Here is a 17,057-nt window from a genome sequence, read left to right as displayed (position 1 = left end):
AGAACGGACAGGTAGGTCCATCAGAGCTGAGGGGAGCGGCCATGGTGCTGCGCAGCGAGTATCCCGATGTACCGCCCGTCGATCTGCCCATCCACGACGCCGTACTGGCCCGCCCGGCCGAGGAGTTCGGCGACCTGACCGCGCTGGTGGACGGCGTGACCGGGGCGGCCCTGAGCTATGCCGCGCTGGACCGCGCGTCGCGCCGGATCGGGGCCGCGCTGGCCGAGGCGGGGGTGCGCAAGGGCGATGTGGTGGCCCTGCACAGCCCCAACTCGATCATGTACCCACCGGCGTTCTACGGCGCCACCCGCACCGGGGCCGCGGTCACCACGGTGCATCCGCTGGCGACGCCGGAGGAGTTCGCCAAGCAGCTACGGGACGCGGCCGCGTCGTGGATCATCACCGTCTCGGCGCTGCTGGGCGTGGCGCGGCAGGCCGCCGAACGGGCGGGCGGGATACGGGAGATCTTCGTCTGCGACGAGGCGAGCGGCCACCGTTCGCTGCGCTCGATGCTGAGCAGCACCGCGCCCGAACCGGTGGTGGAGATCGACCCGGCCGAGGACATCGCCGTCCTGCCGTACTCCTCCGGCACCACCGGCACCCCCAAGGGCGTGATGCTCACCCACCGCAACGTCGCCACCAACCTCGCGCAGGTGGAGACGCTGGTGCCCAACCGGCCGGGGGAGCGGGTGCTGGCCGTCCTGCCGTTCTTCCACAGCTACGGCCTTACGGCGCTCATGAACGCGCCGCTCCGCAACGGCGGCACCGTGATCGTGCTGCCCCGCTTCGAACTCGACACCTTCCTCGCGGCGATCGAGAAGCACCGCGCCCAGGCGCTCTATGTGGCCCCGCCGATCGTGCTCGCGCTCGCCAAGCACCCGGCCGTGGACGGCCATGACCTGTCGTCGGTGCGGTATGTGCTGAGCGCGGCGGCCCCGCTGGACGCCCGGCTCGCGGAGGCGTGCGCCCAGCGGCTCGGCGTACCGCCGCTGCTTCAGGCGTTCGGGATGACGGAGCTGTCCCCGGGCTCCCATCTGGTGCCGCGCGACGCGAAGAACGCCCCGCCCGGGACCGTCGGAAAGCTGCTCCCGAGCACCGAGATGCGCATCGTGGACCCGGACGGCGGCACGGACGTGGCCGTGGGCGAGGACGGCGAGATCGTCATCCGGGGACCGCAGGTGATGAAGGGCTACCTGGGCCGTCCCGAGGACACCGACGCGATGATCGACCCCGAGGGCTGGCTGCACACCGGTGACGTCGGGCATGTGGACGCGGACGGCTGGCTGTATGTGGTGGACCGGGTGAAGGAGCTGATCAAGTACAAGGGCTACCAGGTCGCCCCGGCCGACCTGGAGGCCGTGCTGCTCGCGCATGAGGCCGTCGTCGACGCCGCCGTGATCGGGGTGACGGACGGGGCGGGCAATGAGATCCCCAAGGCGTATGTGGTGCCCAGGCCCGGGACCCGGATCTCGGAGGACGACCTGATCGCCTACGTTGCCGGACAGGTGGCCCCGTACAAGAAGGTGCGCCGTGTGGAGTTCACGGACGCCGTGCCGCGCTCGGCCACCGGCAAGATCCTCAGGCGTGAACTGCGCGCCAGGGAAAGGAGTTCGACCGCCCCATGACCGACAGCCCCACGGCCGGCCCCACGGCCGGCCGCCCGCTGACCGACCGCCCGCTGGACGAGGGCCTTACGGCCGACGGCTCCACGAGCGACGGCCTTACGGCCGAAGCACCTATGCCCTTCGTACGGTCCGCCTTCGCGCGCGGGATCACCACCCTCACCCTGGACTCGCCGCACAACCGCAACGCCCTCTCCTCGCGTCTGGTCGCCGAGTTGCGCGAGGCGCTGGCGGCGGCCGGGCGGGACGATCGTGTGCGGGCGGTGCTGCTCACCCACACCGGCACCACCTTCTGCGCGGGCGCGGATCTGAGCGAACCGCCCTCGGCGTCCGGGGCGTCCGGTCTCGTGGATCTGTTGCGGTCGATCGTGGAGCTGCCCAAGCCGGTGGTCGCCCGCGTCACCGGGCACGTACGGGCCGGTGGGCTCGGGCTGCTCGGGGCCTGCGACATCTCGGCGGCCGGGCGCGGCGCCAGCTTCGCCTTCACCGAGGCCCGGCTCGGCCTCGCCCCGGCCGTCATCTCGATGCCGCTGCTGCCCCGGCTGGACCGGCGCGCGGCGGCCCGCTACTACCTCACGGGTGAGCGGTTCGACGCCGCCGAGGCGGCCCGGATCGGGCTGGTCACGCTCGCGGATCCGGAGGGGGACGCGGACGAGGCGCTGGCGCCGGTCCTCGACGGGCTGCGCCGGGGCTCCCCGCGGGGCCTGGCCGAGTCCAAGCGGCTGGTGACCGCCGATGTGCTGCGCGCCTTCGACCGGGACGGCGAGGCGCTGGCCGCGCTGTCGGCCCGCCTCTTCGCCTCCGAGGAGGCGCGCGAGGGCATGACGTCGTTCCTGGAGCGGCGCGATCCGGCGTGGGTGCGGCAGACGGCGTCCGACGCGGAGGCGGTACCGGACACGGAGGCGATACCGGACGCGGGGGACGAGGGGGCCGCAGGAAACACGGGCCCCGCCGGGGCGTCCCGATGACCCCCCGTACGGCATTGCGCGACCCCAAGCAGGACCGCAGCCGCGCCACCCGCAGGCGGCTGCTGGAGGCCGCCGTGGCATGCCTCGCCGAGCGCGGCTGGGCCGGTTCCACGGTCGCGGTGGTCGCCGAGCGGGCCGGGGTGTCGCGGGGCGCGGCCCAGCACCACTTCCCGACCCGCGAGGACCTCTTCACGGCCGCCGTCGAGCATGTCGCCGAGGAGCGCTCGGCGGAGCTGCGCGCCCTCCCCGCCCCGCACCGGGAGGGCCGCGTCCCCGCGGTGGTCGAGGCGCTGATCACCCTCTACACCGGCCCGCTCTTCCGGGCCGCCCTCCAGCTGTGGGTGGCGGCCTCGTACGAGGAGCAGCTGGGCGCCCGGGTGAGCGCGCTGGAGGCGAAGATCGGCCGGGAGACGCATCGGATCGCGGTGGAGCTGCTGGGCGCCGACGAGTCGGTGCCGGGCGTCCGGGAGGCCGTCCAGGGCCTGCTCGACATGGGGCGGGGCCTCGGCCTGGCCAACCTGCTGACGGACGACCGGCACCGCCGGGAGCGGGTGGTGGCCCAGTGGTCGCGGATCCTGGAGGGGATCCTGGCCCAGAAGGACCCGGACGACCACCCGGCCGGCGACCACCCGGCCCACGACCACCCCGCCCCGGCCGCCTCCTGACCTGTCGCGCGCTGACCTGTCGCGCGCGGACCCATCGCGAGCGGCTCTATCGCGAGCTGGCCTACCGCGAGTGGCTCTATCGCGAGCGGGCCTACCGCGAGGCGGTGTCCCCGTAGCCGTCGACCTCGTGCGGGCTGCGCGTGCCGGGGCCGACGTACCGGGCCGACGGCCGCACCAGACGGCCGGTCCGCTTCTGCTCCAGGATGTGCGCGCTCCAGCCCGCCGTACGGGCGCAGGTGAACATCGAGGTGAACATGGGCGCCGGGACCTCCGCGAAGTCCAGCACGATGGCCGCCCAGAACTCCACGTTCGTCGCCAGCACACGGTCCGGCCTGCGGTTGTGGAGCTCGTCCAGGGCGGCCCGCTCCAGCGCCTCGGCGACCTCGAAGCGCGGTGCGCCCAGCTCCTTGGCGGTGCGCCGCAGGACCCGCGCCCGCGGGTCCTCGGCGCGGTAGACCCGGTGGCCGAAGCCCATCAGCCGCTCACCCCGGTCGAGCGCCTGCTTGACGTAGCGGGTGGCGTCCCCGGTGCGCTCGATCTCCTCGATCATGCCGAGCACCCGGGAGGGCGCGCCGCCGTGCAGCGGCCCCGACATGGCGCCCACCGCGCCGGAGAGCGCGGCGGCGACATCGGCGCCGGTGGAGGCGATGACGCGGGCGGTGAAGGTGGAGGCGTTCATGCCGTGCTCGGCCGCCGAGGTCCAGTACGCGTCGACGGCGGCCACGTGCTTGGGGTCCGGCTCACCGCGCCAGCGCCGCATGAAGCGCTCCACGATGGTTTCGGCCTTGTCGATCTCCCGCTGCGGCACCATCGGCTTCCCCTGGCCGCGGGCCGACTGGGCCACGTAGGACAGGGCCATCACCGCCGCGCGCGCCAGGTCCTCGCGGGCCTGCTCCTCGTCGATGTCCAGCAGTGGTTTGAGGCCCCAGACGGGCGCGAGCATGGCCAGCGCGGACTGCACATCGACCCGGACGTCCCCGGAGTGGACCGGGATGGGGAACGGCTCGGCGGCCGGCAGCCCCGGGTTGAAGGCGCCGTCGACCAGCAGCCCCCAGACGTTCCCGAAGGAGACGTGACCCACCAGGTCCTCGATGTCCACGCCTCGGTAGCGGAGCGCGCCGCCTTCCTTGTCGGGTTCGGCGATCTCCGTCTCGAACGCGACGACTCCTTCGAGTCCGGGTACGAAGTCGGACATCAGGCGGCTCCTCATGCGGACGACGGTCGGCGGCGGACGATGCCGGAACGGTTACGCGGCCGCCTGACACGGCTCGCGGTCCGTACCGGTCACTCCGTGATGTGCCCCGTGCGGGTGGTGGTCACCCAACCGTGGCGGGGAGTGACCTCCGGGACACGGGGGGTGGTGCCTGCCCAGGCGCCGAACGGGTGGCGCGTGGTCCGCTCAGTCTGGTGCGTGCGCTGCCCATGGGGAAGCGTGAGAAGTGGCACATCCCCTCCGGATCGCGGGAGGGTTACGGGGTGCCGGGGCGGGGGAGGGAGAGCGCTCTTCCGGGGCCGCCCGTGCGACGGACCGATGATGTTGCAAGATATGCCCGTGCCTCACGTTGACTCGGAGCCCTCGGCTTCCTCCGCGCGTACGTACGACCCGGCCGCCATGCGCGAGCACTACCGCGCGGCCGGCTTCGACGAGGCGGATCTGGCGGATGATCCGTTCGGGCAGTTCACCCGGTGGTTCGAGGACGCCGTCGGCAGCGGGCTGTTCGAGCCGAACGCCATGGTCGTCTCGACGGCCGACGCGCAGGGCCGCCCCAGCTCCCGCACGGTCCTGATGAAGAGCTTCGACGAGCGCGGCTTCGTCTTCTACACCAACTACGGCTCTCGCAAGGGCCGTGAGCTGGGCGAGAACCCGCAGGTCGGCCTGCTCTTCCCCTGGCACCCCATCGCCCGGCAGGTCATCGTGACGGGCACCGCGCGGCGCACCGGGCGTGACGAGACGGCGGCGTACTTCCGCACCCGGCCGCACGGCTCGCAGCTGGGGGCGTGGGCGAGCTCGCAGTCCACGGTGGTGGGCTCGCGGGAGGAGCTGGACCGCTCGTACGAGGAGCTGGCGGACCGCTATCCACCGGGCGAGCAGGTGCCGGTGCCGCCGGAGTGGGGCGGGTTCCGGGTGGTGCCGGAGGCGGTGGAGTTCTGGCAGGGCCGGGAGAACCGGCTGCACGACCGGCTGCGGTATGTCCGGCTGCCCGAGGAGGAGGGCGGCGGCTGGCGGGTCGAGCGGCTGTACCCGTAGGACGCCCTGAGGACGTAGAGCGCCCTGAGCACGTAGAACGCACTGAGCACGTAGAACGCCCTGAGGACGTAGAGCGCCCTGAGCACGCAGAACGCACTGAGTACGCAGAACGCACTGAGTACGCAGAACGCCCTCAGAACGCGGACAACCCGCGGGTCTCTCCCCTGACGCCCTGAGGCGGTAGGGGGCCGGTCGGACGTACCGGCGACCCGCGGGTCGGGTGACTGCTTGGGATTGGCCGGCCGCGCACCTCTGGTGCGCAAGTCCGGCGAATGCGCTGAGCGCGACGACGGACTGCTAGCCCGCAGTCACCTCACGCGTCCGGATTTCATACATCTGCCGAACCACCTCCCTTCTCGTGTACCGCCACACTAAGAACCCCCTCCTGCCACACACAAGCGAATTTCCGTGAGGCAACGATTTCGACGAATGCGGTGTGGCGCGCGTCACGTTCGAGTTCAATGTCCGACGTGCCCCACCACAGACAGCCACGTCCAGCAAGGGGTGTCAGGTGAGCGCTTCACAACGTTCCGAACCCGCACGTCCAGCGCGTTCCGCCCGGTCCTCGCGGGGGGTCCCGGGACAGCCGGGCGCGGCCCCGTCGGCGTCCGGCCACCCCGACTGCCCGGACGGCCCCGAGCGGTCCGACTCCGAACTGCTCGCCGCGCTGCTCGACGGGATGGACGCCGCCCTGTGCGCGTTCGACGCCGACGGCACGGTGACCCACTGGAACCACGAGGCCGAGCGCATCCTCGGGTGGACGGCGGCGGAGGCGGTCGGCCGCAAGGGGCTGGGCGGCTGGGCGGCCCGCCCGGGGGACGCCCGGGACGTCGAGGCGCGCCTTACGGAGGCCATGGGCGCCACGGGGCGCCGGGTGCACGAGTTCGCGCTGCTGACCAAGGACGGCGGCCGGGTCCTGGTCCGTACCCAGTCCTCGGGGGTGCCGGGCGCGGACGGCCGCCCGGCCGGGGTGTACTGCGCCTTCAGCGAGGTGCACGCCCAGGTCGACCTGGAGCGGTCGATCGCGCTGAGCGAGGCGCTGCTGGACGACGCGTCGTGGAACGTGGTCCTGGTCGACGCGGATCTGCGGGTGGCCGTCGTCAACGCCAACGCGGCGGGCGCGCTGCGCACCACCCGTAAGGCCGCGCCCGGACGGCCGCTGGGCGACTTCCTGGACCAGGGTGTGGAGGAGGCGGAGGCCGCGCTCCAGCACGTCCTGGCGGAGGGCGCGCCCCCGGCGCCCACCGAGCTGTGGGTGACGCTGCGGGACACCGACACCGACGCCGACGCGGCGGACGGTCTCGAGGGCGCGGAGGGTGTCCGCTACGAACTGCTCGACGACGACGAGGCCGTGCGCGGCGAGGGCACCGACCGCGGCGAGACCGGGGCGGCGGCGCGCCGCCGCTGCTGGCGCAGCGGCTTCCTCCGGCTGGCCTCACCGCTCACCGAGGAGCCGGCGCCGCTCGGGGTGGCCTGGATCTTCCAGGACGTGACGGAGGCGAAGGGCCAGGAGCAGGAGAGCGCCCGGATGCGCTTCCGGGGCAACCAGCTGCACCGGGCGGCGCGGGCGGCGGCCGAATGCGAGGACCCGATGGAGGCCGCCTCGGTCCACCTGGACTTCGCGCTGGCCGGCTTCGCCGACCACGCCCTGATCGACCTGGTCCTGGACCCGCCGCCGGGCGCCCCGGCCGACCGGATCCGGCTGGTCCGGGCGGCGGCCACGCCCACCGGCACCCCCGGCCCCTGCCCGCCCGTCGTCCCGGGCGGCATCCCGTTGGCCTACCCGGAGGGCCATCCGGCGCTCCAGTCGGTCGAGCGCTGCGGTTCGGTACGGGCGAGCGCGAGACGCTCGGACGAGTCGGGGGCGGTCCAGTGGGCGGCGACCCGCAAATGGCCGGAGGGCGCGGTGCACGGCCTGTGCGCGGTGCTGCGCAGCCGCGGCCGCACCCTCGGCGTGGTCACCTTCCTGCGCACCTCCAGCCGCCGGGGCTTCGACCGGACGGACGCGACGTACGCGGAGGACGTCGCGGCCCGGGTCGCCGCCTCGGTGGACCTGGCCGTACGCAGGCGCTGACGCCGTGCCGGGCGGTGCTGGCGGCGTGCCGGGCGGCGCTGACGCGGCACCCGGAACCGGCGCGCGCCCGGTGCCCACGGGGGGCACCGGGCAGTGGAGCACCGGCGGCGGACCGTCATCGGCGGTAGAAGATCCGGTCCCCGTATTCGGCCATCACCTTACGGTTCCACTCGTGCCCGCCGTCCACGTTCCCCGACCTCAGCATGGGCGGCTCGATCCCGCGCTCGGCCAGCTCCCCGATCCCGGCCGCCACCATGGACTGCATGATCGCGCTCGTCACGACGGTGGACGCGGGCGCGAAGGGCGCGCCGACGCCGTCCGCCGTGAGCTCCGCGTCCCCGACCGCGATCTTGTTGTCGACGACCAGGTCGCAGTGGTCCTTGAGGAAGCCACCGGAAGGGTTGCGCGAGGTCGTGCCGGTCGCGTAGCCGACCGAGGTCAACCCGATCACCTTGATGCCGCGCTCCCGCGCGCTGATGGCCATCTCCACGGGCAGGGCGTTGCGCCCGGACAGCGAGATCACGATCAGCAGGTCCCCGGCCCGGAGCGGGCTGCTGTCGAGGACGGTCGTGGCGAGCCCGTCGACGCGTTCGAGCGCGCTGCCCAGGGTGGCGGGGACGACGTCCACGCCCACCGCGCCCGGCACCGGCAGCAGGTTCATCAGCGCGAGCCCGCCCGCGCGGTAGACGACGTCCTGCGCGGGCAGGGAGGAGTGCCCGGCGCCGAATGTGAAGAGGCGGCCGCCCGCGGCGACGGTATCGGCGATCAGGGTGCCCGCCGCGGCGATATGCTCGCCCTCCTCGTCCCGCACCTGCCGCAGCAGGCCGATGGCCGCGTCGAAGAATCGCCCGGCCGGTTTGGACTCGCTCATCAACGCGTCGCCTTCCCTGTGGGGGGTTTCGATCATGACGCTGTGAATAGCAGCCCGGTCCCTCGTGGCGGAAGGGGCCGACTCGGCCCCGTTGTCGGTGGGATGCGTCAGAATTGGTTGAGGGCCACCGCACGACACTTCGAGGGGCACGCATGTCCGGACTGATCGACACCACGGAGATGTATCTCCGAACCATCCTCGAGCTCGAGGAGGAGGGCGTGGTCCCCATGCGCGCCCGGATCGCGGAGCGGCTCGAGCAGAGCGGTCCGACGGTCAGCCAGACAGTGGCGCGGATGGAGCGCGATGGGCTGGTCACGGTCGCGGGCGACCGTCACCTGGAGCTGACCGAGGAGGGCCGTCGGCTGGCCACCCGCGTGATGCGCAAGCACCGGCTCGCGGAGTGCCTGCTCGTCGATGTGATCGGGCTGGAGTGGGAGCAGGTCCACGCCGAGGCGTGCCGCTGGGAGCATGTGATGAGCGAGGCGGTGGAGCGGCGGGTGCTGGAGCTGCTCCGCCATCCGACCGAGTCGCCGTACGGAAACCCGATTCCGGGCCTGGAGGAGCTGGGCGAGAAGGCCGAGGCCGATCCGTTCCTGGACGAGTCCATGGTGAGCCTGCGCGAGCTGGAGCCGGGTTCGGAGGGCAAGACGGTGGTGGTGCGCCGCATCGGCGAGCCCATCCAGGCCGACGCCCAGGTGATGTACACCCTGCGGCGGGCCGGGGTGCAGCCGGGCTCCGTGGTGAGCGTCACCGAGTCGGCGGGCGGGGTGCTGGTCGGCAGCAGCGGTGAGGCGGCGGAGCTGGAGGCGGAGATCGCCTCGCATGTCTTCGTGGCCAAGCGCTGACGCTCCCTGACCTCGCTCCTTGACCTCGCTTCCCAACAGCGCGCTGACCTGGCCTTCAACACCGCGCTGAGCTCGCTTCCGACACCGCGCTGACCTGGCCTTCAACACCGCGCTGAGCTCGCTTCCGACACCGCGCGGACCTCGCTTCCGACACCGCGCTGACCTTCCTTCCCGACGCCGCGCGAATACACCCCCGCACAACCTCCCTCGCCTCGACACGCTGACCGATACACCCGGTTCAAGCCATTCGGCCGTCACGACCTGCGACGACGGATTTTCCCGATACCGGAGTCGACAGAAACCGAGCGGGCCGGGCCGCCGCGTGCGACGCTGTCGCTGACGCTCGGATCGTCAGGGGAGGGGGTCCGGTGGGCCCGATGGGCTGTGCCGCCGAGGGGGTGTTCTCGAGCGAGGGCCCCGGTGCCGTCAGGTGCCGGGGCCCCGCTTCCCCATGTCCCCCCGCTGGGCCCCGGGTCGCACGGACCGCGCGGACGCGGCCGGTGCGACCCGGGGCCCTGGTGACCCGGAGCCCCGAGCTCCCAGGGTCGTCCCCCGCGGACTCCCTTCCCCGAGCAGTCCGCCTCCCGCTAGCTGTCTCCCCAGGGCGCAGACGATCAATCCCCGAGCACGGTCACTCGAACGAGGGGTGTTGAACGGCAATGCCCCGTGTTCGAATATGAGTTCGATACTGTGAGGGCGTTCGAGAGAGGGCTGGAGGTGCCAGACCACATGGTGCGACGTATCGAGGTGAGCGGGGCCGGCGGCGTGCGACTCGCCGCCTGGGAGTTCACCGATCCGCCCAAGGCAGGCGCTGGCCGCGAGGGAGCGCGGGGCCCCGGAGTGCTGTTGCTCCATGGGCTGCTGGGCCGGGCCGCCCACTGGGCGGAGACGGCCCGATGGCTCTCCACCCGCTATCGGGCGGTCGCCCTCGACCAGCGCGGCCACGGCCGCAGTCAGAAGCCGGCCGAGGGGCCGTTCGGCCGCTCCACCTATGTGGACGACGCCGAGGCGGCCGTGGAGCAGCTCGGCCTCGCCCCCGTCACCCTGATCGGCCACGCCATGGGCGCCCTCACCGCCTGGCAGCTCGCCGCCCGCCGCCCCGATCTGGTCCGGGCGCTGGTCATCTGCGATATGCGGGCCTCGGCCCTCGGCGCCGCCTCGCAGCGCGAGTGGGCCGATTGGTTCCGCTCCTGGCCGGTGCCGTTCGCCACGCTCGCCGATGTGCGCAAGTGGTTCGGTGAGGACGATCCGACGCTGGAGCGCCCGAATCCGCCCCGGGGCGACTTCTTCGCGGAGGTCATGGCCGAGCGCTCGGACGGCTGGCGCCCGGCGTTCTCCTGCCGTCAGATGCTGAAGGTCCGTGACAGCTGGGTCCATGACGCCCATTGGGAGGAGCTCGCGCTGGTCGAGTGCCCCACCCTGGTCGTGCGCGGGCTGGACGGTGAGCTGGGCCGCGCGGAGGCGCAGGAGATGGTCCGGGTGCTGCCCCGGGGGCAGTATGCGGAGGTGGTGGACGCGGGCCATCTCGTCCACTACGACCAGCCGGACGGCTGGCGCCGCGCCGTGGAGCCCTTCCTGGCCTCGGTCCTGCCCGTCTAGCCGCACAGGCCCTGCGCGGCTCAACCCCGATGATTCGGCGCCGCGTTCAGAACGTCCAGACGCCCCGTTCAGAACGTCCAGACGAACGGCTTGCCGCCGATCTCCGTCCACATGACCTTGACCGACCTCGCCCGCGCGGGGATCAGGAAGGTGTTGCAGAGCAGATAGCTCTGCCCGTTCCTCCAGTTCTTGATCTCATCCGAGTCCGCGCACCCCTTGGGCCGTCCGGCAGTGCCGGTGACCTTCGCTCCGCGCCGCCCGTCCGCGTACACCTCCGCGTAGTCCCCGACCCGCGGATACTCCTTCACCGTGGCCCCGCGCACATGGGTGTACTTCACATAGACCACCGCGGGTACCTTGCCCTCGGCGTCCGCGGGGTTCGACACCAGCGCCTTCGCCTCGGCCGCCGTGCCGATGTCGACCTTCTGCGCCGCGATCCGATAGGTGGGCTCGACCCCGGTGTCCTCCTTGAACGCACGCGTACCGGTCTGGCCCGGCCGGAGCGGCGGCTCACCGTCCGATCGCATACCGACCTTCTGCGCACCGCTCCGGTGACCATCGGTGACACCCGAGCGGGAAGTGTGCCGCGCGTTCTCGGAGGTATCGTCCTTTTCGCCGAATGGTCCGCACGCGGTCAGGGCGAGAGCCAGTACGGCAACGGGCGCGCCGGCGCGCAGCAGCCACGTTGTCTTGGTCAGCGGCAAGTGGAACTCCAATGCGGGAACGTGACCTCATCGCGTTCCGGTGTGATCTCTTGAACGCGATCGACGGTTCGTCGATCCTACGAGTCCTCTACTCCCTTACAACAATGGGAAATTGACCAGTAATGGACAGGCGAAGGGAAGCACATGATCGGTGGCGACAGCACCGAACCGGAACCCGGCAAGGACTGGGCGGCATTTCAGTACGAGATCTATCTGAACGGGATGACCGGCGCCGTTCCCCGGCTTCCCGCCGATCTCACCCGGCTCGAGGAGCTGGCCGAGGCGCGGCTGGGGCCGGGGCCGGTGGGCTATGTGGCGGGCAGCGCGGGCGTCGGCAGCACCGAGCGGGCCAACCGGGCGGCGCTGGACCGGCATCGGATCGTGCCCCGGATGCTCCGTGACGTACGGCGGCGGAATCTCTCGGTCGAGCTGTTCGGCACCCGGCTGCCAGCGCCGCTCGCGCTCGCGCCGATCGGAGTGCTGTCGATCATGCACCCGGACGCCGAGTGCGCGGCGGCGCGTGCCGCCGCGGCGCAGGGCGTGCCGTTCATCCTCTCCTCCGCCTCCAGTACGCCGATGGAGCGGGTGGCGGAGGCGATGGGCGACGGTGAGCGGTGGTTCCAGCTCTACTGGGGCAAGGACCGCGAGGTCACCAGGAGCTTTCTGAGCCGCGCCAAGTCCTCGGGTTTCACGGCCCTGGTGGTCACCCTCGACACTCCGCTGCTGGCCTGGCGGCCGCGCGATCTCGACCAGGCGTATCTGCCGTTCCTGCACGGTGTGGGCACCGCCAACTACTTCACCGATCCGGCGTTCCAGGCCGGGCTCGCCAAGCCGGTCCACGAGGACCGGGACGCCGCGGTGCTGCACTTTGTGCAGCTGTTCGGCGACCCCGGGAAGACCTGGGAGGACCTGGTGTTCCTGCGCGAGCACTGGGACGGCCCGATCGTGCTGAAGGGGGTGCTGCACCCCGACGACGCCCGGCGCGCGGCGGACGCGGGGATGGACGGCGTCGTCGTGTCCAACCACGGCGGCCGCCAGGTGGGCGGCTCGATCGGGGCGGCCGACGCGCTGCCGGGGGTGGTGGAGGCGGTCGGCGACCGGCTGGCGGTGCTCTTCGACAGTGGAGTGCGCACCGGTGACGATGTGTTCAAGGCGCTCGCCCTCGGCGCTCGCGCGGTGCTGCTGGGGCGGCCGTATGCCTATGGGCTCGGGCTGGACGGGCAGCCGGGGGTGGAGCATGTGATCCGCGCGCTGCTGGCCGAGTTCGAGTTGACGCTGGCGCTGTCGGGCCATACCGATGCCGCGGGGCTGACTCCGGAGGCGCTCGGCTGACAATTCCCTTCGGCCTTCAACTTGTCAGCGGCACCCGGCCTTCAACTTGTCAGCCGCACCGGTCCATCGGCGACTCGCCGAGCGGCCGTTGGGGTTTTACCGGGTCCTCAGCTTCCGGATTGACGGGTGCTACGCTCCTTGACGCGCAATGAATTTACTGATCACGGGGGGTGGTCGCGTGAAGATCAAACGTAAAGCCTCGATGGTCGTGCTCTCGACGGCGCTGATGCTGGGCGGTTTCATCGCCCTGGCGCCAACGGCGTCGGCGGTGGGGTCATCGGCGTGCCAGTTCAATTCCCCGGATGTCAATTTCAAGGTCTCGACCAGTGGCGCCAGATTCCGCACCGGTCCGGGAAAGCGGTACCGCGCTATAGGGACGCTTTACCGAGGGGATTCCTTCCGGTACTTCTGCCGCACCCGGGGCTTTGAGAACAGCTGGTCCTACGGAAAGATCCTCAAGCGGACCACGACCGGAATTCATGCCGGGACCAGGGGCTGGGTGTACAGCAAGTACCTCGACTAGCCGGAACGTTACGGCAGTTGGGTGCGCGGCGGTCGGGTGCGCGGCGGTCGGGTCCGGAGGTTTCGTACGACGGCACGCGGCGGGGCCGGGGCTCGCCCCCGGCCCCGCCGCCCGCGCTCGCGCCCGCGTCGTCACCCCTTGCTGACCGCCGCCAGGATCTCCGGCAGTCGCGCCGCGACCCGTGGCGCCGCCACCCGCAGGCCGGCCTCCGCGATCGCCGCGCCGTACAGCGCGCCCAGCGGGAACACCACCCACAGCAAGCCGTGCGTCCCGGAGACATGCAGCCAGATCGTCAGGCCCAGCACCGGCGCGCACAGCACGGAACCCGCGATCATCCCGCCGAGGATGCTGAGCCAGGCGATCCCCGCCTGCGCCGGGACGACGTTCTTGTAGCCGCTGTCCTGCGGAATCGAGTACGGGGCCAGCACCGAGGTCAGGGCGCCGGTCGCCAGCATCGAGCCGAGCAGCGCCAGGGCGATCCCGAGCGCCTCGGGGGCGGCCGACCAGTTCTTCAGGACGGCGGCGCAGCCGAGCACCGCCACCGCCACGTATGGCACCGCGACCAGGAGCAGCGCCATCGCACGGCCCCGCAGCTCCAGATAGGCGTCACGGGGTGAGGAGATCGTCTGCGCGACCATCCAGAAGGCGGAGGTGTCCTGGCCGAACTGGTTGTACATCAGCATGCCGAGCATCCCCGACGCCCAGCAGGCCCAGTAGATCGAGCCGTTGCCCTGGGCCGCGGTGATGAAGGGCAGCAGCAGGCCGACGCCCAGCGAGGTGACCCACGCCGACTTGGTCTTCGGGTCCCGTACGGCGTAGCGCAGCGTCCGCAGCAGCACCGTGCCGGTGCGGCCGGAGGGCAGCAGCCGGGCGAACGGGCCCGAGGCGTCCGGGGTGTCGGCCGCGCCGGAGGACCGGCGCTCGCGCGGCGCCGCCGCCTGGATCGTGGAGGAGTCCGGCGTGGTCATCAGGTGGGTGAGGGTGGAGCGCCACCACCACATCAGCAGCGCCAACGCGGCGACGGTGAGCGCGAACTGGGCCGTTGCCACCCCGTAGGCGCCGTCGCTCACGCCCTGGACGGCGTCCACCGCCGCCGCGGGCGGCACCCAGCGCAGCACCGCGGACGCCGGTTCCAGCACGGACAGGCCGTTCTTACCGCCGAGCTGCTGGGCCCCGAGGTTCACGAACTGCGCGCCGATCGCCACGAACAGACCGCTGAGCACCGCCAGATCGCGGCCCTTACGGCTGGTGAGGAGGCGGGTGTTGGCCGTGGCGACGGCGCGGGCCAGCGCCACGCACACCAGCACCGTCAGCACCACGGCCAGGACCGCCGCCACCGCGGCCGCCGTCCCGTGCGCGACGGCGATCGCCGAACCGGCCGCCAGGGTCAGGGTGAACAGCGGGCCGATGCCGATCAGCGAGGAGACCAGCAGCGCGGTGATCAGCGAGCGCGGCCGCAGCGGCAGCATCACCAGCCGGGTCGGGTCGAGGGTCTCGTCACCGCCGGGGTAGAACAGCGGCATCACCGCCCAGCCGAGCGCGAGCACCGCCGTCAACAGCGTGACCAGAGCGTCGACGTGGTTCGTACCGCGCAGCAGCACCAGGCCGAGCAGCTGCAACACGGCGAACAGCATGGCCATCACCAGCGAGGTGAGGTACGCGGCCCGCCGGCCGCTGGACTGGCGCAGCCCGTTGCGCAGCAGCGCCAGCTTCAGGGAGACGAAGACGGGGGTGGGGGAGCCGGTGGGGACGGCGGGCGGGGCGGGCGCCGCGGTGCCGAGCGGGCCCTTGGCGTCGAGCGGGTCGGTGAGCGTCATCGGGCGCCGCCGCCCAGCCAGTCGAGGCTCTGGCCCGCCTGGCGCCGGTTGGCGCCGACCAGTTCCAGGAAGGCGTCCTGGAGGGAGGGTGCGTCGCCCCGCACCTCGGCCAGCGGGCCATGGGCCCGGATCCGCCCGCTCGCGATCACCGCCACCCAGTCGCACAGCGACTCCACCAGCTCCATGACATGGCTGGAGAAGACGACGGTCGCGCCGGAGCGGGTGTAGCGCTCCAGGACGCCGCGGATGGTCTGGGCGGAGACCGGGTCGACGCCCTCGAAGGGCTCGTCGAGGAAGAGGACTTCGGGGTTGTGGAGCAGCGCGGCGGCCAGTCCGATCTTCTTCCGCATACCGGTGGAGTAGTCGATGACCAGCTTGCTCTGGGAGCCCGCGAGATCGAGGACGTCCAGCAGCTGGGTGGCGCGCCGGTCGACCTCCGCACCGGGCAGCCCGCGCAGCCGCCCGGTGTAGGTGAGCAGCTCCCGGCCGGAGAGCCGCTCGAACATCCGCAGTCCCTCGGGCAGCACCCCGATCCGCGCCTTGACCTCGACCGGATCCCGCCAGACGTCATGGCCGCCGATCTCCACGGTCCCCTTGTCGGGGCGCAGCAGCCCGGTGATCATCGAAAGCGTGGTGGTCTTACCGGCACCGTTGGGGCCGACGAGCCCGATGAACTGCCCGGCGGGCAGCTCCAGATCGATCCCGGCGACCGCGATCTGCTCCCCGTAGCTCTTCCACAGGCCGCTCACCCGCACGGCGGCGGCCCGGGACGACTGTGGCTGTGTGCTGTCTGCTGCTTGCTCCTGCGGCACCGGCTCACCCCGTTCTCCCGTGGGACGTGTCCCACTGACGTGTCACGCGGGGGCCGGTCATGACGCCCCGCCGTCGCTCCACGATAGGGGGCCGTCCCGGGGAGCCCTCCGGAGTGTCAGCGGCGCTCGCGGCCGCAGGCGTAGGCCAGGGCGCTCACCAGCTCTTCCGCGTCGGGCAGCCAGCGGTTGGCGGCGGTGGGCCGCCGGGCCCACTGGATCGGGCCGCGCACGCCCACCCGGGTCGGCGGCGCGACCACGTAGTCGCCCTCGCCGCGGGCGGTCAGGTCGATCGCGTTCGGCGGCCAGCCCAGGTTCCGTACCAGGTCGGGGACCTTGGCGGCGGCACCCGGGAGGACGAAGAAGAGCATCCGCCGCCCGGGGGTGCAGGTGACCGGGCCCAGTTCGACCTGGCGGCGCTCCATGCGGGCGAGCGCCAGACAGCCCGCGGACTCCGGGACGTCGAGCGCGTCGAAGGTGCGGCCGGTGGGCAGCAGGATGGCGGCGCGCGGCGTCCTGGCCCACATGCGGCGGACCACGACCGCGCTGCCGGTGGCCTGGTTCACCCAGTCCCGGCCGGTCGGATGGGCGCCGGGGGCCGGGCAGTCGGCGGTTCCGCAGGAGCAGCGCTCCACTCCGTCCACGGCCTCGAGCCAGGTGCCGGAGAGCACGTCCCAGTGCCGCTCCTCGGCGTACCGCACCGCCGCGTCGCGCAGCCGCTCCCCGCGCTGCTGAGGGATCTGCGAGGTTCCCGCGGGGAACCGCGTTGGTCCTGTCACGTCCATGGTCTCTTCCACGCACAGGACAACTTCCGCCGTCAACGAGGGTTACGGCCGGGCCCCCGCACGGGCGGTGCTGTCGGGGGTCCGGGGTGCGCGGTGACGGCACGGCGGGGCGCATGGGTGCACGGGCGGGGGCGCGTGTGGGGTTGCGGCTCCGTGAGCGGGTAGCCACCATGCGTGACGGGCGTGCGAGTGTCC

15 protein-coding genes are annotated in these 17,057 nt (G+C 72.3%); 9 read left to right on the top strand and 6 right to left on the bottom strand.

Translation table 11 applies throughout. The features are described from left to right. The first annotated feature begins 41 nt into the window (after window positions 1-41). From KHP12_RS24295 to KHP12_RS24285, 3 genes are all read left to right on the top strand, one after another. Window positions 42-1,625: a 4-coumarate--CoA ligase family protein gene (locus tag KHP12_RS24295; RefSeq protein ID WP_086882755.1), complete on the top strand. Its 1,584-nt coding sequence runs from the start codon at window positions 42-44 to the stop codon at window positions 1,623-1,625. A gap of 113 nt (window positions 1,626-1,738) precedes the next feature. Further along, window positions 1,739-2,590 carry an enoyl-CoA hydratase family protein gene (locus tag KHP12_RS24290; protein ID WP_244202929.1) on the top strand — a complete coding sequence of 284 codons (852 nt, stop codon included), beginning with the start codon at window positions 1,739-1,741 and terminating at the stop codon, window positions 2,588-2,590. Continuing rightward, window positions 2,587-3,255: a TetR/AcrR family transcriptional regulator gene (locus KHP12_RS24285; RefSeq protein ID WP_086882753.1), complete on the top strand. Its 669-nt coding sequence runs from the start codon at window positions 2,587-2,589 to the stop codon at window positions 3,253-3,255. Before KHP12_RS24290 ends, KHP12_RS24285 begins: the two co-directional genes overlap by 4 nt. A gap of 91 nt (window positions 3,256-3,346) precedes the next feature. Here KHP12_RS24285 and KHP12_RS24280 read toward each other — a convergent pair whose 3' ends face one another. Beyond that, complete coding sequence (locus KHP12_RS24280) at window positions 3,347-4,450, bottom strand: citrate synthase 2 (protein ID WP_037958368.1); 1,104 nt, start codon at window positions 4,448-4,450, stop codon at window positions 3,347-3,349. Window positions 4,451-4,801: 351 nt separating this feature from the next. Here KHP12_RS24280 and pdxH point away from each other — a divergent pair, with 351 nt between their 5' ends. Together pdxH and KHP12_RS24270 are read left to right on the top strand one after the other, a co-directional pair. Then, complete coding sequence (gene pdxH / locus KHP12_RS24275; RefSeq protein ID WP_037958364.1) at window positions 4,802-5,503, top strand: pyridoxamine 5'-phosphate oxidase; 702 nt, start codon at window positions 4,802-4,804, stop codon at window positions 5,501-5,503. 511 nt (window positions 5,504-6,014) lie between these two features. Beyond that, window positions 6,015-7,577 (top strand): PAS domain-containing protein, encoded by a 1,563-nt coding sequence (locus KHP12_RS24270; RefSeq protein WP_086886201.1) that lies wholly within the window; start codon window positions 6,015-6,017, stop codon window positions 7,575-7,577. Between the two features lie 115 nt (window positions 7,578-7,692). Here KHP12_RS24270 and KHP12_RS24265 read toward each other — a convergent pair whose 3' ends face one another. Continuing rightward, window positions 7,693-8,448: an SIS domain-containing protein gene (locus KHP12_RS24265; RefSeq protein ID WP_037958358.1), complete on the bottom strand. Its 756-nt coding sequence runs from the start codon at window positions 8,446-8,448 to the stop codon at window positions 7,693-7,695. A gap of 152 nt (window positions 8,449-8,600) precedes the next feature. Between KHP12_RS24265 and KHP12_RS24260 the strand changes: the two genes are divergently transcribed. Further along, the gene (locus tag KHP12_RS24260) at window positions 8,601-9,293 is read left to right on the top strand and encodes an iron-dependent transcriptional repressor DtxR (protein WP_037958355.1); all 693 of its coding nucleotides are present in this window, start codon (window positions 8,601-8,603) and stop codon (window positions 9,291-9,293) included. Between the two features lie 729 nt (window positions 9,294-10,022). Next, complete coding sequence (locus KHP12_RS24255; RefSeq protein ID WP_037958352.1) at window positions 10,023-10,892, top strand: alpha/beta fold hydrolase; 870 nt, start codon at window positions 10,023-10,025, stop codon at window positions 10,890-10,892. Between the two features lie 68 nt (window positions 10,893-10,960). Here the strand turns inward: KHP12_RS24255 and KHP12_RS24250 are convergent, their stop codons facing one another. Then, window positions 10,961-11,608 (bottom strand): hypothetical protein, encoded by a 648-nt coding sequence (locus KHP12_RS24250; RefSeq protein ID WP_244203465.1) that lies wholly within the window; start codon window positions 11,606-11,608, stop codon window positions 10,961-10,963. 132 nt (window positions 11,609-11,740) lie between these two features. On the opposite strand from KHP12_RS24250, the gene KHP12_RS24245 reads away from it, so the two are divergent. Together KHP12_RS24245 and KHP12_RS24240 are read left to right on the top strand one after the other, a co-directional pair. Beyond that, entirely contained in the window at window positions 11,741-12,928 is a 1,188-nt protein-coding gene (locus KHP12_RS24245; RefSeq protein ID WP_086886202.1) for a lactate 2-monooxygenase, read from the top strand. Between the two features lie 178 nt (window positions 12,929-13,106). Further along, window positions 13,107-13,451 carry an SH3 domain-containing protein gene (locus KHP12_RS24240; protein ID WP_086886203.1) on the top strand — a complete coding sequence of 115 codons (345 nt, stop codon included), beginning with the start codon at window positions 13,107-13,109 and terminating at the stop codon, window positions 13,449-13,451. A 131-nt stretch (window positions 13,452-13,582) separates the two neighbouring features. Here KHP12_RS24240 and KHP12_RS24235 read toward each other — a convergent pair whose 3' ends face one another. The 3 genes from KHP12_RS24235 to KHP12_RS24225 form a co-directional block, all read right to left on the bottom strand. Beyond that, on the bottom strand, window positions 13,583-15,268 hold the full coding sequence (locus KHP12_RS24235) for a transporter (protein WP_210609433.1): 1,686 nt from the start codon (window positions 15,266-15,268) through the stop codon (window positions 13,583-13,585). Further along, the gene (locus KHP12_RS24230; protein ID WP_051573569.1) at window positions 15,265-16,080 is read right to left on the bottom strand and encodes an ABC transporter ATP-binding protein; all 816 of its coding nucleotides are present in this window, start codon (window positions 16,078-16,080) and stop codon (window positions 15,265-15,267) included. The genes KHP12_RS24235 and KHP12_RS24230 overlap by 4 nt, the downstream gene beginning before the upstream one ends. Window positions 16,081-16,196: 116 nt before the next feature. Further along, window positions 16,197-16,862, bottom strand: coding sequence for a bifunctional DNA primase/polymerase (locus tag KHP12_RS24225; RefSeq protein ID WP_086884966.1), 666 nt, complete (start codon window positions 16,860-16,862; stop codon window positions 16,197-16,199). Between the last annotated feature and the right edge of the window lie 195 nt (window positions 16,863-17,057).

The organism is Streptomyces asiaticus (genome assembly GCF_018138715.1).
Taxonomy (GTDB): domain Bacteria; phylum Actinomycetota; class Actinomycetes; order Streptomycetales; family Streptomycetaceae; genus Streptomyces; species Streptomyces asiaticus.
The sequence above is the reverse complement of the archived record's forward strand: the minus strand, read 5'-3'. Positions and strand labels throughout refer to the sequence as shown.

What these genes read in the sequence shown, in the direction of transcription:
- KHP12_RS24295 (WP_086882755.1), top strand. Translation starts at nt 42, where the DNA reads ATGGTGCTGCGCAGCGAGTATCCCGATGTACCGCCCGTCGATCTGCCC.
- KHP12_RS24290 (WP_244202929.1), top strand. Translation starts at nt 1,739, where the DNA reads ATGCCCTTCGTACGGTCCGCCTTCGCGCGCGGGATCACCACCCTCACC.
- KHP12_RS24285 (WP_086882753.1), top strand. Translation starts at nt 2,587, where the DNA reads ATGACCCCCCGTACGGCATTGCGCGACCCCAAGCAGGACCGCAGCCGC.
- KHP12_RS24280 (WP_037958368.1), bottom strand. Translation starts at nt 4,450, where the DNA reads ATGTCCGACTTCGTACCCGGACTCGAAGGAGTCGTCGCGTTCGAGACG.
- pdxH (WP_037958364.1), top strand. Translation starts at nt 4,802, where the DNA reads ATGCCCGTGCCTCACGTTGACTCGGAGCCCTCGGCTTCCTCCGCGCGT.
- KHP12_RS24265 (WP_037958358.1), bottom strand. Translation starts at nt 8,448, where the DNA reads ATGAGCGAGTCCAAACCGGCCGGGCGATTCTTCGACGCGGCCATCGGC.
- KHP12_RS24260 (WP_037958355.1), top strand. Translation starts at nt 8,601, where the DNA reads ATGTCCGGACTGATCGACACCACGGAGATGTATCTCCGAACCATCCTC.
- KHP12_RS24255 (WP_037958352.1), top strand. Translation starts at nt 10,023, where the DNA reads ATGGTGCGACGTATCGAGGTGAGCGGGGCCGGCGGCGTGCGACTCGCC.
- KHP12_RS24245 (WP_086886202.1), top strand. Translation starts at nt 11,741, where the DNA reads ATGATCGGTGGCGACAGCACCGAACCGGAACCCGGCAAGGACTGGGCG.
- KHP12_RS24235 (WP_210609433.1), bottom strand. Translation starts at nt 15,268, where the DNA reads ATGACGCTCACCGACCCGCTCGACGCCAAGGGCCCGCTCGGCACCGCG.
- KHP12_RS24225 (WP_086884966.1), bottom strand. Translation starts at nt 16,862, where the DNA reads ATGGACGTGACAGGACCAACGCGGTTCCCCGCGGGAACCTCGCAGATC.